At 28.9% G+C, this 15,637-nt stretch carries 19 protein-coding genes and 1 pseudogene; 14 read left to right on the forward strand and 6 right to left on the reverse strand.

Annotated elements, in window-relative coordinates; genetic code table 11:
- Positions 1-86: 86 nt before the first annotated feature.
- The gene (gene hcp, locus KEC93_RS11630; RefSeq protein ID WP_173696064.1) at positions 87-1,733 is read right to left on the reverse strand and encodes a hydroxylamine reductase; all 1,647 of its coding nucleotides are present in this window, start codon (positions 1,731-1,733) and stop codon (positions 87-89) included.
- Between the two features lie 361 nt (positions 1,734-2,094).
- Here hcp and KEC93_RS11635 point away from each other — a divergent pair, with 361 nt between their 5' ends.
- The 3 genes and pseudogenes from KEC93_RS11635 to KEC93_RS11645 all read left to right on the forward strand — a co-directional run bounded on the left by KEC93_RS11635 (position 2,095) and on the right by KEC93_RS11645 (position 3,827).
- Complete coding sequence (locus KEC93_RS11635; protein WP_012058502.1) at positions 2,095-2,307, forward strand: hypothetical protein; 213 nt, start codon at positions 2,095-2,097, stop codon at positions 2,305-2,307.
- Between the two features lie 129 nt (positions 2,308-2,436).
- A pseudogene (locus KEC93_RS11640) lies at positions 2,437-3,057 on the forward strand (polysaccharide deacetylase family protein); the annotation flags it as partial.
- Positions 3,058-3,134: 77 nt separating this feature from the next.
- Entirely contained in the window at positions 3,135-3,827 is a 693-nt protein-coding gene (locus KEC93_RS11645) for a L,D-transpeptidase family protein (RefSeq protein WP_012058503.1), read from the forward strand.
- Between the two features lie 42 nt (positions 3,828-3,869).
- On the opposite strand, the gene KEC93_RS11650 is transcribed toward KEC93_RS11645, so the two are convergent.
- The gene (locus tag KEC93_RS11650) at positions 3,870-4,055 is read right to left on the reverse strand and encodes a hypothetical protein (RefSeq protein WP_012058504.1); all 186 of its coding nucleotides are present in this window, start codon (positions 4,053-4,055) and stop codon (positions 3,870-3,872) included.
- 368 nt (positions 4,056-4,423) lie between these two features.
- Here KEC93_RS11650 and KEC93_RS11655 point away from each other — a divergent pair, with 368 nt between their 5' ends.
- From KEC93_RS11655 to KEC93_RS11680, 7 genes are all read left to right on the forward strand, one after another.
- Complete coding sequence (locus KEC93_RS11655; RefSeq protein WP_012058505.1) at positions 4,424-4,768, forward strand: hypothetical protein; 345 nt, start codon at positions 4,424-4,426, stop codon at positions 4,766-4,768.
- Between the two features lie 528 nt (positions 4,769-5,296).
- A complete protein-coding gene (locus KEC93_RS11660; RefSeq protein ID WP_012058506.1) occupies positions 5,297-5,596 on the forward strand; it encodes a hypothetical protein in 300 nt (99 codons plus the stop codon).
- Between the two features lie 229 nt (positions 5,597-5,825).
- On the forward strand, positions 5,826-6,101 hold the full coding sequence (locus KEC93_RS11665) for a hypothetical protein (protein ID WP_012058507.1): 276 nt from the start codon (positions 5,826-5,828) through the stop codon (positions 6,099-6,101).
- 1,295 nt (positions 6,102-7,396) lie between these two features.
- The gene (locus KEC93_RS26690; protein ID WP_023976706.1) at positions 7,397-7,531 is read left to right on the forward strand and encodes a hypothetical protein; all 135 of its coding nucleotides are present in this window, start codon (positions 7,397-7,399) and stop codon (positions 7,529-7,531) included.
- 97 nt (positions 7,532-7,628) lie between these two features.
- Positions 7,629-7,892 carry a hypothetical protein gene (locus tag KEC93_RS11670; RefSeq protein WP_009168800.1) on the forward strand — a complete coding sequence of 88 codons (264 nt, stop codon included), beginning with the start codon at positions 7,629-7,631 and terminating at the stop codon, positions 7,890-7,892.
- 186 nt (positions 7,893-8,078) lie between these two features.
- Positions 8,079-8,894: an MBL fold metallo-hydrolase gene (locus tag KEC93_RS11675; protein WP_023976705.1), complete on the forward strand. Its 816-nt coding sequence runs from the start codon at positions 8,079-8,081 to the stop codon at positions 8,892-8,894.
- A 343-nt stretch (positions 8,895-9,237) separates the two neighbouring features.
- Positions 9,238-10,302, forward strand: a complete 1,065-nt coding sequence (locus KEC93_RS11680; RefSeq protein WP_009168802.1) for a hypothetical protein — start codon at positions 9,238-9,240, stop codon at positions 10,300-10,302.
- A gap of 495 nt (positions 10,303-10,797) precedes the next feature.
- Here KEC93_RS11680 and KEC93_RS11685 read toward each other — a convergent pair whose 3' ends face one another.
- On the reverse strand, positions 10,798-10,992 hold the full coding sequence (locus KEC93_RS11685; protein ID WP_172462728.1) for a hypothetical protein: 195 nt from the start codon (positions 10,990-10,992) through the stop codon (positions 10,798-10,800).
- A 38-nt stretch (positions 10,993-11,030) separates the two neighbouring features.
- A complete protein-coding gene (locus KEC93_RS11690) occupies positions 11,031-11,204 on the reverse strand; it encodes a hypothetical protein (protein ID WP_172462729.1) in 174 nt (57 codons plus the stop codon).
- A 162-nt stretch (positions 11,205-11,366) separates the two neighbouring features.
- Between KEC93_RS11690 and KEC93_RS11695 the strand changes: the two genes are divergently transcribed.
- From KEC93_RS11695 to KEC93_RS11710, 4 genes are all read left to right on the forward strand, one after another.
- Positions 11,367-11,531: a hypothetical protein gene (locus tag KEC93_RS11695; protein ID WP_172462730.1), complete on the forward strand. Its 165-nt coding sequence runs from the start codon at positions 11,367-11,369 to the stop codon at positions 11,529-11,531.
- Positions 11,532-11,656: 125 nt separating this feature from the next.
- Entirely contained in the window at positions 11,657-12,043 is a 387-nt protein-coding gene (locus KEC93_RS11700) for a hypothetical protein (protein WP_077870054.1), read from the forward strand.
- 1,659 nt (positions 12,044-13,702) lie between these two features.
- A complete protein-coding gene (locus KEC93_RS11705; RefSeq protein ID WP_171781072.1) occupies positions 13,703-13,879 on the forward strand; it encodes a hypothetical protein in 177 nt (58 codons plus the stop codon).
- A 64-nt stretch (positions 13,880-13,943) separates the two neighbouring features.
- Complete coding sequence (locus KEC93_RS11710; protein ID WP_077841221.1) at positions 13,944-14,402, forward strand: GNAT family N-acetyltransferase; 459 nt, start codon at positions 13,944-13,946, stop codon at positions 14,400-14,402.
- A gap of 130 nt (positions 14,403-14,532) precedes the next feature.
- Here KEC93_RS11710 and KEC93_RS11715 read toward each other — a convergent pair whose 3' ends face one another.
- Positions 14,533-14,733: a YvrJ family protein gene (locus tag KEC93_RS11715; RefSeq protein ID WP_077869671.1), complete on the reverse strand. Its 201-nt coding sequence runs from the start codon at positions 14,731-14,733 to the stop codon at positions 14,533-14,535.
- Positions 14,734-14,835: 102 nt separating this feature from the next.
- A complete protein-coding gene (locus tag KEC93_RS11720; RefSeq protein WP_077869670.1) occupies positions 14,836-15,372 on the reverse strand; it encodes a hypothetical protein in 537 nt (178 codons plus the stop codon).
- Between the last annotated feature and the right edge of the window lie 265 nt (positions 15,373-15,637).

Here is a 15,637-nt window from a genome sequence, read left to right on the forward strand (position 1 = left end):
TATCTCCCTTATTGCATGGTTTTCAATTTTATACAGTGGCTTTATGCATTTTGCAATAGTTCAAATACTTGTCCAACTTTAAAAGTTTAGCCTAATATTTGTTTTAAATCCTCATCAGGAGTACTGATTGGTTTAAGATCGAAATTATCAACTAAGAAATTTAATACATTAGGAGTTAAGAAAGCAGGTAAGCTTGGCCCGATATACATTCCTTTTACGCCTAATGAAAGTAATGCTAGTAAATCACATACAGCTTTTTGTTCATACCAAGACAATACTATTGATAAAGGTAAATCATTAACTGTACAGTTAAATGCATCAGCTAAAGCTAAAGCTATTCTAACTGCTGAGTATGCATCATTACATTGTCCAACATCAAGCAATCTTGGAAGTCCTGCAACTTCACCAAATTGTAATTTGTTGAAACGATATTTTCCACACGCTAAAGTAAGAATAATACAGTCACTTGGAATTTTTTCAGCAAACTCTGTATAATAATTTCTTCCAGGCTTTGCACCATCACATCCACCAATTAAGAAGAAGTGCTTAACTTTTCCGTCTTTAACTGCATTAATAATTGTTTCAGCATGACCTAAGGTTGCCTTATGCCCAAAGCCTACTAAAATTTCTTTAACTTCTTCGTCTTCTGTGAAACCACCAAGTTCAAGTGCTTTATTTATTATTTCAGAGAAATCCTTATATCCATTTTCATCTTTTTCAATATGTTTAATACCATCAAATCCAACAACACTTGTTGAGAATATTCTATCTATATAAGAATCTTTTGGTCTCATTAAGCAGTTTGTTGTCATTAAAATACAACCAGGTATATTATCAAATTCTTTTTGTTGATTTTGCCATGCACTTCCGAAATTACCCACTAAATGAGGATATTTGTTTAATTCAGGATATCCATGTGAAGGTAACATTTCGCCATGAGTATAAATATTTATTCCTTTACCCTCAGTTTGCTCAAGTAACATTTCTAGATCTCTTAAATCATGTCCAGAAACTACTATGAATGGACCTTTTTTAATATTTACATTAACTTTTGTAGGTGATGGAGAACTATAAGTAGTATTATTAGCAGTATCTAAAACTTCCATAATCTTAACACTCATAGTACCTGTTTCCATTGCAAGTTTAATCAAATCTTCAAGATTTAAACTATCATCAGCTAAAGCTGCTAAAGCCTTAAAATAGAAGTCATTTACTTCATCGCTAGTATATTTTATAAATCTAGCTTGATGAGAATAAGCAGCGATTCCTTTTAAACCATATTTTATAGTTTCTCTAAGAGAACGAATATCTGGATCTAAGTTTTCATCGTACATTATTCCAGCTTTTTCAGCATCTTCAAGTATAGATTCTTTAGAATCGCTTAAGTTGTACAGTGCTTCAGGAGAGCTGATATTTTCAGATTTAACCTTTTCTCTTAAAGACTCTTTAATTTCTTGAGACTTTTTAAGTTGGATAAGATGAGATTTAGGATCAAAATTAACATTAGTTAATGTCATAAATAAAGAATCTTCAACAAAAGAGGCTACTGATGTGTCAACCTTTTCACTTTTGCTTAAAAGTTCGTTTGCATACACACTGATTCCTTTTAATTGATAAATTAATAAATCTTGCATTGCTGCAATTTCAGGCGTTTTACCACACACACCTATTTTAGTACATCCCTTACCTCCAGCAGTTTGTTCACATTGATAACAAAACATTTTTTCTACCATAATAAAAACTCCTCTCATATTTACATAATATAATACTCTGGATATATTATACAATAAAACGGAATAATAATACAATATAATTATATAATATTCAATATTATATAAGAAATACCACATTGTGAGGTGAAATTTTGTCAAAACATTAATTATGATTATAGGATATAATTGACAACTTGATATTATTTAAAAGAATATGTAAATATTAATTTAATAATTATCTTAATGATACACGTGATTTGCAATTAAATAGGTACTACGAAGTGTTTTAAATTACCACAAATAAAGAAGACAAAAAAACAAACAATAAGAAATATAAACTAATTCATCAATGAAAAAAGCAAGCTGGATTGGAGGAACTATTATGAGACGTAAATTAAAATATATTTTAATCTTTGCTTTTGGTGTATTGCTTATTGGTTGTAAGTTCGGTAAAACTGTACCTTCTCCTGAAAATCAAATAAATAATGAACAATCAGAGGCAAAACCTGATGAATCAGATGAGAAAGAATTAGGTGAAAAATCTAGTAATGAACCAAGTAAAAATTCTGATGGAAATAAAGAAGAAAAGAGCTAGGCAGAATCTAAAGAAAACAATAATGAAGCATCATCTGAAAAATCCAGCCAAAATGTTACTGAGAAATCTGATGAGAAAGCTACATCTGAATCACGCGAAATAGTCGAAGAAGATAAGACTGTTGCAACAAATAAGAAAAAAATTATTTATTTAACATTTGATGATGGACCAAGTTTTACTGTGACAAGTAATGTTTTAGATATATTAAAAGAGAATAAAGTAAAGGCAACATTTTTTTTGATTGGAAATCAGATTAAAGGCAGGGAAGCGGTGGTAAAGAGAATTTATAATGAAGGAAATAGTTTAGGCCTACATAGTTATACACATGACTATAACATAATTTACAGTGATGAAGATAACTTTATTAAAGAAATGATCGATTGCAGGAATGCAATAAACAAGGTTGCTGGAATAACACCTAATATAATTAGGTTTCCAGGCGGCGGTCATAAACGTTTAAGTAATAATTTTCTTAAAAAATTACATGATAAGAATTTTAAAGTGTATGATTAGAATTTGGAAAATAGTGATGGATTAAAACCTAAAACATCATCATGTGAATTATATGAAAAAGCTATAAATGGAAGTGAAAATAAGAATAAGATTATATTGCTTTTGCATTGCACAAACAATCACCAAAATACGTGTAAAGCTCTTCCTCAAATAATAAAATACTATAAATCAAGAGGTTATGAATTTAGAACAATAACTGAAGAAACAAAAGAGCTATATTTTCCAATAAAGAAATAAATCGTATACAAAAAGTCTAAAAAGATATCGTAACGTGAAGATATTACAAATAGGGTAGATGAAACGGAGTGTAACAAATGAAAAGAAGAAGATTTATTAGGAACACTATTTTATTAATTATATTTGTTTTTATATTAAATTCATTGAGGTATGCAGTTAATGCGGAATCAAAAATTCATTCTAATAGTAATATATCTATATTAGTTGATATTAGTGAAGAAAGGCTTTATTTAATAGATACTGAGAAAAATATAATATTAAAAAAATATACAATAGCTAGTGGTAAACAAGAAACACCTTCTCCGGTAGGTACATGGAAAGTGGTACGTATGGCTAAATGGAGTGGAGGTTTTGGCACAAGGTGGATTGGATTAAATGTACCTTGGGGAATTTATGGAATTCATGGCACAAATAAACCATACTCTATTGGGAGCGAAGCCTCCCATGGATGTATTAGAATGCGAAATAAGGATATAGAGGAATTATATGAGTATGTAAAGCGTGGAATGATAGTATGCATATACGCAGGCCCATATGGCCCTTTTGAAAAAGGATTTGTAAATTTAAAGCCTGGCGATAGAGGGGCGGATGTTTTAGAAGTGCAAAGAAAAATGAAAGAAAAAGGCTATTATCCTAAAAATTTAGATGGAATATATGGCGAAGGAATGAAACTGTATGTAATAAAGTTTAGGAAAGAAAATAACCTTAAAGAATGTCATGATATTAATAAAGAGTTTTATGAAAAACTTGGGATTACTTTGGTAGATTAAATCTTTATCCAATTATTATATCATCATCAACAGCATTATTATTCATGTTGTTATTATTGCTGTTATTTTGGTTACCATTATTGTTATTACTAATAAACAGCCTATGCCCACAATGAAGTTTCCAAGGACGTTTAGCTCTTCAGCATTTTTACCTTTTGCAAGAGAAATAACAATTGCATTTGTTAAAATTAGAGAATCTTCAGGAGTTAAGTTTTCAAAACCTGTCATTATTTACACCCACTTACTATAACATATAATTAATAATTATGACATTTGATTAAATAATATGAGTATGGGTGTTAAATAAATAGTTGTATATTAATAATATATTATTAGTTTATTAAAAAGCATTATTTAATGTAATTATAAAATTATGAGAGGTAATAAAAATGTATGTAATTAAAAAGTTCATAGAAACGATTTTGATATCTTATACTATTCTCTTAAAATATATGTTAACTTTATGCGAAAGTTCTTTGAAAATTGAATGTGCGATGTTTACAAAGTTCGGTATAACAAGTATATACTTGTATAGGTTATAAGCATAAATATTATTAAATTTATTGGACATAATAGTACCGAAAGGTGGATATGCGATGAAAAGATTTACTGTTTTATTATTGGTCTTTTTATGTTTAACGCTTACTGTATTCGGAATAAAACCTGCATTTCCAGTTACAATCAGTAATACATTTAACCAAGGTATTTATAAAATATCTGATTTTAACCCTTCGAAAAACAGTGTTTATTCAGTTCAAAACGTTTCATCAAAGGATAATATGTCCATTATTATTACGGATGAAGAACAAAATATACTTCAATCTATACGACTAAAACCTAATTCAGAAAAGCATAACACAATACCTATAGGTCCTAATGACACAATTATATTACTTGGTAAAGGTGCAGTTTTTGTTAATCCATTGGAACTTACAGAGTGATGTCGTTTAATTATTAATTAGCAAAATAAATAATAAATTAGAATATCGCACTATTCGTAAAACTGAGAATAGATTTGCGATATTTTTTTATTTAAGATACTGTTTCGTAATAATCTAGACAAAGAGATGAGGTAATGCAATGCAAACATTAAGCAAAACAGCAGAGCAATCTAGAAAATGTCCTAATGTTAAAAATTGCAATAATAAGAGAATTGAAGCATGTGCATTAGCTGAGTTACCTAAGCAAACATAGATTGCAGTACTACTAATGAATAATACAATTACACCAATTACTGGATTTAAGGTGTTGCTAATACAAATAAGAAAATTTAAAACAAGATCTATTAATGGTTTAAGTTTTGTGTTGGTTTATATTGATACTAGGGTTTATGGGAAATGATTTTTTAAATTGGAGGAATTAAATATAATTAAAAAATTTTATTATAACTATATCATCTTCATAATTGATCCACAATTAAGATGTAGAATAAACACATAAAGAGAAGACAATTGAGGGAGTGATATACAATGAAAAAGAAAGTTATGATTCTAGTATTAGCAATCATAGTAACTGTAAGTGGCATGTCACTTGCATATGCAGAAGGTGGCAATAATATAGATTCTAATAAATTTAATGGACAAGATAGTGGGGTTAAATCATTATCAGATTATAGAGGAAATATGATGAGCCTGATGGGGGATGGAGTTCAATCAGATGATGATATGAATAAAATGATTGAATTAATGAAAGAGAATGGTTTTACTGATGAAGCAAATGCTATGAAAAATAGAGATTTTAATACCATGAAAAATTTAATGGCTAACTAAGTGATGATGATTATAGCAAGATAATTGATATAATGCAAAATAATAGATATGGATCTATGGCTAATATGATGAAATCTGTAGGCAGAGAAAATATGGCAGAATTTCATAAAAATATGGTGGGTTATTAATATTTAAAGTTTAAAAGAATTAAAATAGTTAAGTTCGCCTGGCACTTTTATAATAAGTATTGTATATAAATAAATTATAAGCAATTATTTAGGCAATATTTATGGATATTTTCGATTTATCGCCAGAAGAACTCACTGCCTTAACAGCGGTTCTATCTATAGGAATTGCAAAACAATATACTGAAGGTGACCAGTTAGGCGTATTGGCACTCTTTTTCACTAGTATAGGTGATATTCTGGCATTAATTCAACTACAGAGATTAAGTATAGCTGCGAGAGTTGAGAAGGTACAAAATGAGCAAAGTGCACAAAATACACAAAATGATAAAAGTACTCAGAATACTCAAAAACCTAATTTGAATGAAACAAAGGCTTAACGTTAAAACATTATGTATCATTAAAATGAATATATTTTTAATATATATGTAAATGTAATAATACACAAGCTAATGTAGAATTAATAGAATAAATTAGTAAGATGAGTAGGTAGTTTTAGTGATGAGCTTAAATTTAATTGTCAACATTAAAGACATAGACCATTATATATGTTCATAAGTATAGATACAAAAGACTTTGTGTAGATTACGCGAAGTCTTTTGTGTATTATATTAGAGGGGAAATATAATGATATAGTAATCTCAAGTTTAAGGGAATGTAATATTTAATTTTTATATGAATTTCTTAAGCTGATGACATTAGGAGAAAAGAAGGCAAGTACACTTCGCTAAATAAGTCGTTGTCCCGTAAATGATACAAGCCCATAAGGGGCTTGCACACTTCGGGAAACGTTATTTAGCTAAATGTACATGCCTTCTTTTCTGTATTATGGTTTATTGCTGCAGATGAAGTAGAAGGTGTTACCATGGTTTTTGGTTTATTGTGTTAATGGAGATAATGCTGCACATGCAGATTAATGTTTTTGTGAAATGTGAGAATTGGAAAAGAAAGTTAATGTTTTTATTTTCCTATGACGATTATTTAAATTCACTTCTAAGATTCTAAACCAGAAAGAGTCAATATGTAATCCCAAGGAGCTTTGCTCAAGTGGAATTACATTGACACTTTCTTCAGTGGTTAATTTAGATGTAGTGATTGGATTAAAGGCTGCGCCTTAAATCTCATGAACAGTAGAAAGCATATGAAATATAGAGTATTCTAGAGATTAAGGATAGATCCTATTTGGTGTATTACATGATTTATGGAGAAGTGATGCATGCGCATAAAGAAAAGGGCGCCTTGGACTTGCAATCACAGGATAGAGATAAAGTTTATTGGAAGTTGGCAGGTCCACAATGTACTTGCTTACCTGCTAGTCCTTTTTAGTAATGGCGCTCTTTCCGCTTAAGAAATCCAATCACTAAAAATAATAGAATAGATATTTATAAGGAAATTATTTTTAGTGATTCGGTTTCTTGCGCTTCAATAACACTCATTACTAATAAGGACAGGCAGAAAAGCAATTACATTGACGGCGCCATGTGGAATAAAAGTTTTTTTAATAGTAGTTATAATGAGAGTAGAATAGATTAGACAGAGTAAATTAAAATAAGAAATTGTTCTTTGAAAACTAAATAATATGTTATTTACAAAATGTGTTATAATATGTTCTGATAGTAGTTTTTGATAAAACAAGACAGATTTTTGTTTATAGTAGATAAAGGGAGTATTTTAAATGGGATGTATTAATATTAAGCGAATTTGGTCAGATGAAACCATGATTGAATTTGAATTTTCAGCCAATAATGCAAATATTTATTCACAATTAAATTTCTTTGTAACTGAAAATGAATTATTAGAAATTTATTAACTGAGGATCGTGCAAGTGTTCAAGGAATAGCTTTTAGAAACTAGTGTAATAATATTATAATTTTCAAGTCGCTGGTAGTGAAAATAAGAGGTGAAATATGATGGAGTATATAAAAGCACATAAATATTCATCTAATCACAGAAATCAATTGTTAAGAGATAAAAAATGTGGTTGTTTTTATTGTTTAAAAATTTTTAGTCCAAAAGAAATTGTAGATTGGGTTGAGGATATTGGTGGTACAGGTATTTGTCCGTATTGTGGCACAGATTCTATAATTAGCGAAAGTTCAGGATATCAAATAACAAAAGAATTCCTAATAGAGATGAAAAACTATTGGTTTAATAAAAACAATAATGAATAATATATTTAATATAGTACATTATCTTAAAGAAAATCTGATATTTACATAATAGTTATAATTTAAAAAAGATAAATTTTGATTTATAAGGAAGGTGAATCATGAAAATATTTTTACGTATGCACCCAAAGAATCGTTTATCCTCTGTACAACCAAAAAATTAATTTTGTACAGAGGAGTGCATATTAAATGAATAGATTAAATAAGCCAATTATTACGAAAGAAACAATCAAAGCAATGGAGGACATGTCATTTTTTACCCATGCTATGATTTTTGACGATTTACTAATTGTTGCACAAAAAGAAACGAATTGCTTTGTATTAAAGACAAGTGATGGGCTAATAGTAATAGATGCTATTTGGCCAGCAAAGGAAGCTTTTGATGCAATAGTATCTGCTATTAAAGATGTAGGTTGGGATCCTGATACTATAAAAAAGCTGGTTTTAACTCATGGACATGTTGATCATACAGGCTGTGGAAAATGGTTTGTTGAGAAATACCATGCTTACACATATCTTTCTAAAATAGATGATATTTTTTGGGAGGAACATCCGACTAAGCCTGATAGACCAGAAACGTGGAAAGATTATAAAATTGATGTTTATGTTCAAGATGGTGATACCATAATATTGGGTGATAAAACAATATATGTTTATGGTACTCCTGGTCATACTCCAGGAGGATTAAGCTATATATTCCCTGTAAAAGATGATGGTAAAATCCACATGGCAGCATTATGGGGGGCTACAACTCCACCATGGACAAAAAATGAAGTAAAACAATATCTTAAGTCCTTAGATTATTTTATTAGTGAAGCAATTAGTAAAAAAGTAGATGTGGCTCTAAGTAATCATACAGCTATAGATAATGGCTTGGAGCGTATTATATATTCAAAAGCAAGAATGGATTATATGCCTAATATTTATATTGTCGGACAAGATGGATTTCAAAATTATTGTCAGGTGTTTAGGACATTGAGTTATGATCTGCTGGAAAGATTATAAGTATAATGCCAGGTCAAGAAAGTTCAATTTTGCCATAGTACTGTCACAAATCTCTTGTAATATATAAAAACAAAGTAGTTAAACATTATTTATCCACTATTAAATAAATATTAACCAGTATTCAGAATGGTCTATTCACAATAATAGATCATTCTTTTTTTATTATAATAAAGTTAAATCAATGTATAATTTTTATATATGTAAGTAAAGCAATATGCTAACTGCAAAGTTGCAATTGAAAATATTAAGTTATACAATAAAAAAATAAATATTGAAGAAAAAATTAGAGTAATTGTACAGTTATAACATGTTTTATTATTGGAAGAGTTGGGGGAAGATTATATTGAAAGGTATTTGTACATTAGAACAATTACAAGATGAAGCTAGAGCGGATTTGGGATACAGAAATGCAAATAAGGTTCCATTTCTTAAGACTAATGTTTATAAGGTAAGAAAGAGGATGGAAAAGAATAAGTCAGGAGGTTCAAAAGTAAAAGAATATGTATGGAATCACAATTTGAGGAAAAAAAATTTATCTTCATTAATCAGAGAGATCTATGATTGTGAAGAGCATTGCTTTTTGTATAAAATCTTTGGAATAGAGCAAACCAAGTTAAAACTTGAAATTTCATTTGCTGGAGTAAAGTTGCCTAAAGAAGCATACAGTGCTTCTTTTAGTGATTATCTTGAAGTTGAAAATTTGAAATTGCTTTCTTCAGTTGAAGATTTTGAAATAGTAATACAACCCGATTCTATTGATGAGCCTGTAAATATTGCAAGAGAATGTAATATGATAGGCGATATTATTACAATAGATCATTTTGCACCTGGAATCTTTTTTAAATGTGACTTTGATTATGTACCCAATATAGATGGTTGGACTATTATTGAGTTTTCAGAACGAACATTAGAGTGCAATGCATATGGATTACCAATAGACAATGATTATCCCATGTGGGTAGAATATTTGCTTACAAGTTATGTTATGTACAACATTGGAAATGAAAGATTGGCTTTTTTTTCTGCTTTTGCTGCACTAGACCAATATATAGAAATGCTATATGCAAATCTAGAAACTGCGTATTATAACTTACTGCCAAGAATAGGAAATGCTGAAGTATTTGATAAATACTGTGATAAAATTGAAAGATATCAAAATATGAATAGGCGAATTATAGATGAGAAATTTAAAGATGTAATACACGAATGTGTTGTAGATTTTGAGAAATATGGTTATTTGTATAATAAGCTATATGACTATGAGAAAATGCGGAACAAAGTTGCTCATTGCGAAGAAGGGTATTCAGATGGTAATTATTTAGATTTAGTGTTTGTTATTATTGAGATTATTTATTTGACAGGGACAGGAACAGAATTAGTAGATAATATTTTTGAGATATATGAGTAAGAGCACCTTCGGGTGTTTTTTTAATATCTAGGGATTTTGTGTCTTTAAAACCAATTATATCAATAGTTAAGAGGCTGTTGGCTTATAAAAATATGATTAGGAATGAGCATGCGCAGCCACTTTGTTCTCTATAGAGCTAGATAATTTATGGTATATGGAAGTACCAAAAAGGAAATTTTAAACAAACTCCATTAATAAAAATAATTTCAATAAATGGATATAGCGTTGAATAAAGAAAAGTTGGATTTTAAGATTATAGTAATGGAACTTATCTAAAATAATGTTTTTTGGGAGAGCAATTATACCAATAGAAAATAAATATTTTAAAGGGGAAATTCGCTACGCTCACCCCTGTACAATATTTATTTTCTATGGAGCTTTAGTATTTGCCACAAAAACAACAGAGGCTTGTCCTATAATTTTGGTAATTAATTCTGTAGTTTGTGCTATATTAAATAGAATGAAATAAACCTGAAGAATACCTCTTCAGGTTTATTATTTTATTTCAAGTTCTAACTGCATTGGTCTTGTATCAAGGTAATGTTCATATTCTATTTTATAGTATGTGATTAATTTTCTTCTGCCCTCATATGGTAGTGTATTTACAAGTGAATCAAATTGAGCTTTTGATACAAAGCCTTTTTCTTTTATAAGCCATGTTGTAAATGTCATTAGATCGAATCCTCTCATATAGATATTTTTAATGGGGGATAGAGATGTATATTTCTCTAATCCCATTCAGTCTGTAGGTAATTTATAAAATATTGATATTTTTCGTGATAATATAAATCAGTTTTTTTAGATTCCTCTTTTGATAAGATAGAAAGCCATTCTTTATAGTGTCCGTAGGAATTAAAAGCTTCTTTAGTAGTAAGCCATTTTGTAAATGTGAAATTTCTCATATCTTTCTCAAATCCTCTCTTAACCTTATACTATAATTATTGCCAATAATACGAACAAATATTCGTAGATACTTGTACTTATTTGTATATATTTTTAGCCATTTAAGTATAAGAAATTTGATTGTTGGCTAGAATATTTTACAGAGAAGGAGTGGAATAATAATGGAAAATAGAAATAAAATTAAAAAAGTAAAACCACCAACAAAGCAACTCCATGTAGAATGTGAAATCAAGTTATATGAAGACTTTGAAGCATATTGTCACAGAAATGGAAAAGATGTTAGTAAGGCGATAAGAGGATATATGAAACTATGTATTGGAGAATAAAATATAAATAATTAAAGTACCTAAAAGGTGCTTTTTTTGTACATAAATAATGTCTAAAATTTCTGAAAGTGGGCATAATAAAAATATGGGAGTAGAGGGAGTAAAAAGAAAAGGCGGCCATAAAAGTGGAAAAGAGAAAATATGAATCAAAAACATTAATAGCGGAGTACAGATATTTAAGCGAAAATAAAGAATTCAGATTTTCTGAAACAGCTTATAGACTAAAAGATGGCTCAATAATTATTGAGTATGAAGGCGCACCCTTAAGTCTTTATGGATTAAAATTAAGCTATAACAAGAATATAGGAAGAAAAGGAATATTCAGTGTAACCAGTGATGATTATGAATTTTGGAAGTCATTTAGAGGCAGAATTGATGATAACAGTTTTGTAGATTATGAAGCTGAAAGAAATGATGATATAGAAAAAGTAAGAGAAGAATATTATAAACAAGTAAATGCAGAACATGAAAATATATTAGAAAGTTTATCATGCGAGGAGCTGCCATACTAAATACATAAGGGAGGAAATCCCATATAAAGTGAAACTTTTCAGTTATAGTTTTACTATAACTGAATTTAGTTGAACTTATCTAGGCTCGTGACGTTCTTAGCTCACATATAACAATATGTGAGTGCTAGAACGACTAGAGATCAGATAAATAAAGTAATAAGAAGGATAAGCACTTAACGCAAGTAACCCAAGTGAAAGCTAATAATATAAGCCATATTCTTAAAGGTCCAACCAATAAATTAAAAACAGCATGTCCACCTAAGCAGTATAATATCACATGGATTTTTCATATTTACTTTATCTATTTATTTAAAAGGCAGGTCAAGACCAAAAGCGAAGCGTGTCTTGAGCTACGTTTTAAATAAATGTACCATGTTATATGAAAAAAATATATAAGAGGTATGGTCTAGAGTTTTTCAATGGGGGCGGTCTTGGACTGGCTTTTTTAGTATTTCTACATAATTAAAAGTAGATAATAGCTCTGAAAATCGTATCATTAAAAATAATTTCCCTGTAATACAATTTATTATTTTTAGTGATTGGATTTTTAGAGCGTAAAACCATATAATCAAACATTATAGTAATAAACATAAGCCTGTACAAGATAGGCATGCCGTCACATTACTAATACTTTCTTATATAATTGTGATGGCATGTCTAAGCCCCCAAAAATTCTTGTCAGCTTGTCTGGCCAACTAAACATTATCTTTACATTTTCCTATACCAGAAAAAATAAATTATAATGAACTTAAAAAAGAACCATAAACAAAAGTTCCAGTCAGAGGGATGGATAAATATTCTATACATATTTTAAAGAAAGAATTTAACTGCATAGTTACTTAATTATAATTTATTCATAAAATCTCCATCCCGAAGTGCCCCACCGGGAACCCAAACAATGGACTAGTCTAATGCGTACAGATTCTTACTTTGTAAAAGACTCCGAGTAATGAGGAGACTTTTACAATGTTAGAAGCCTGTAGCTGTATGACCTGTCCATTTTTGGGTGGTGGATTGCGGCACCCAAGGAACTATTAAGAAAATAAACTTGTCCTTTAGAAAATGCGTATATAGGTATACCAATAACAGCTATAACATAAGAACATAGATAAAATATAATTAAGTACAAACTATTTATTAGTATATAAAGATAATTTAAATTAAGCACGTAGAAATAAAACTAAACTAATAGAGTGGCGCAGCCACAAGGAGCGCACAGTGCTCCAATATATTTATTCCTTGCTGCCGCAGGCTACAACAATTAATGAGAAGTTCAAGATATACAGATTTTATAAATGTTTAGACTATACTATCGTGATATATAGGTTCTAAAAATAACGAAATATATAAAATATCTTGAACTTCTCTTCATTAGGAGCAAAGCGACGCTATTGGATTACAAAAGATGGACTGAATGAAGTTATAGCTAAATTTAAAATTGTCTAATAACTGTAATAGCTTTATTCAGTCCATCTTAACTCCTTGTATTATTTTAATTTGTTACATACATAATATTCATGCAAGAATATGAAAAACTTGTAAATAAATGCAGATATTATATAATAATAATTATATAAAGTGATGTTAAATAGTTAAAAACTATAGGCTTATAAAAGATTATATTAAAAGTATACAATTTATGTAGTTAGGAGAAAGCTTATGCAAATTAATTATATGACTCTAATTATGAATTGGATCAATTTTGGGGTAATAATTTTAATAATAATAGGAATATATAAAGGGGTAAATGCATTTAAAAGTTTTATAAAAAGAAATAAACAAATGAATGAAAAATTGGATATTATTTTAGATACACTTGAAGAAAGCAAGAAATGAATTTAAGGTGTTTTTTTAATATTTCTCCATAGTAAATTAATACCAAGAGAGAGGATGATTTAATATGCTAATTATAGAACATTTAGCAGACCATAAAGAATACATTGATACTGTGATAAATTGGATTTGGAAGGAATTTGGAAACGAAAATAATTATAATTTTTTTGAAAGTATAATAAAAAACAGTTTAATAAAAAATAGACTTCCATTAACATTTATTGCACTTGAAGATAATGAATTAGTTGGAACTATCGGCTTGTGGAGAAGTGATTTAATGAGTAGACAAGACCTTTTTCCTTGGTTATCAGCATTGTTTGTTAAAAAAAATTTCAGAGGAAAAAGGATTGGGCAAGAATTACAGAATTTTTTGGTTGAGTATTGCAGAGAAGTAGGTTTTACAGAACTATTTCTTTATACCGATATTTGTGACTATTATGAAAAGACTGGATGGGAATATATTGAAGATGGTGTTGAATATTCAGGAGAATATATAAAAATATATAAGAAAGAAATGAGCAAGTAATACATAATATTCTTAATTTGTGTATCATTTTATAATTTAAATTCAAATTAAACTACTTAGTTTCGGTGTTCTAATACAAATAAATTTAAAGGCGATAAACACTAATAATCAATGTTTATCGCCTTTTTACTCATGCCACTTTATGAGAATCATCAGTAGAACTCTCTGTATCGATAGCCACTCCAAGTTTAGCTGATATTATGGTATTTAACTTATTAATTGAACTTGCTAAGCTAACAATTTGCTTCTCTAAGCGTATTAGCAAATATGCAGACACTGCCACGGGAAAGCCATTATTAACAATAAGATCCATTAATTGATTTACTTCCATAAACTCATCACCTCCTATAAAGGATATATGAAATAAAATATATTAGTTCATATATAGGTAATAAATAATTATTTGAAATTAAAATAGATAAAATAAATTTAATTATTGAGTGCCACCATCATTTACAATATGGTTGTGATAATGTTCTATAGCAATATCAACTATTGTACTGACACATACATTAATATCTGGATGGATGCTCTTTAATTCATTTATTTTTCTTATAGTAGAACTTCTAAGGGTGTAGCTTCTTTTAATATTTGGAGTCTCACCATCAATGGCGGGAGTGGCACCATTAGGTAGTGGAGTTTTCCTATTGTCAAAGATGTCTTGTGTAGGGATTAAAGTATTTTTTAGCTCCATAGAATTAGTAGAGTTGGTTGTATTATATTCAATATTGCTGCTGCTAGTCGAAGAAGTATTAACTTGAGTATTGTTTTTGGGATCTTCTTGAATAGAAGTATTATTAGATTTAGTATCAGAGCTATTTTGAATAATATTAATATCAGAATCATCATCAAAAGAGAAGGAAGATATGCAGTCACCAGCCATAGGAACTTCGCTAGTAAATCCATATACTTCACCTTCATCATATTCAAAATCATTTTTAGGAACGTTTGATGTTTTTCTTCTAGCCATAAATTATATACCCTCCTTAGCAGTATTTTTATGTATCCTCATAAAAGATATATGGTTATTTATTAGAGATTCTAAAATTCTAAAGAATTTAGGAATATATATTTTTTAGAATTTTAGAATAAAAGAACTTAAGAATGATGGAATTTAAGAATATTAGAACTTAAGAATATAAGAATTTGCTTGTAAAATGCGGGTTAGGAGATTAGATATACAAATTTAATCATGATTTTAATGTTATGTTACAGTATAAAACATATATCCATAA

The organism is Clostridium beijerinckii (assembly GCF_018223745.1).
In the GTDB taxonomy this organism is placed as follows: domain Bacteria; phylum Bacillota; class Clostridia; order Clostridiales; family Clostridiaceae; genus Clostridium; species Clostridium beijerinckii.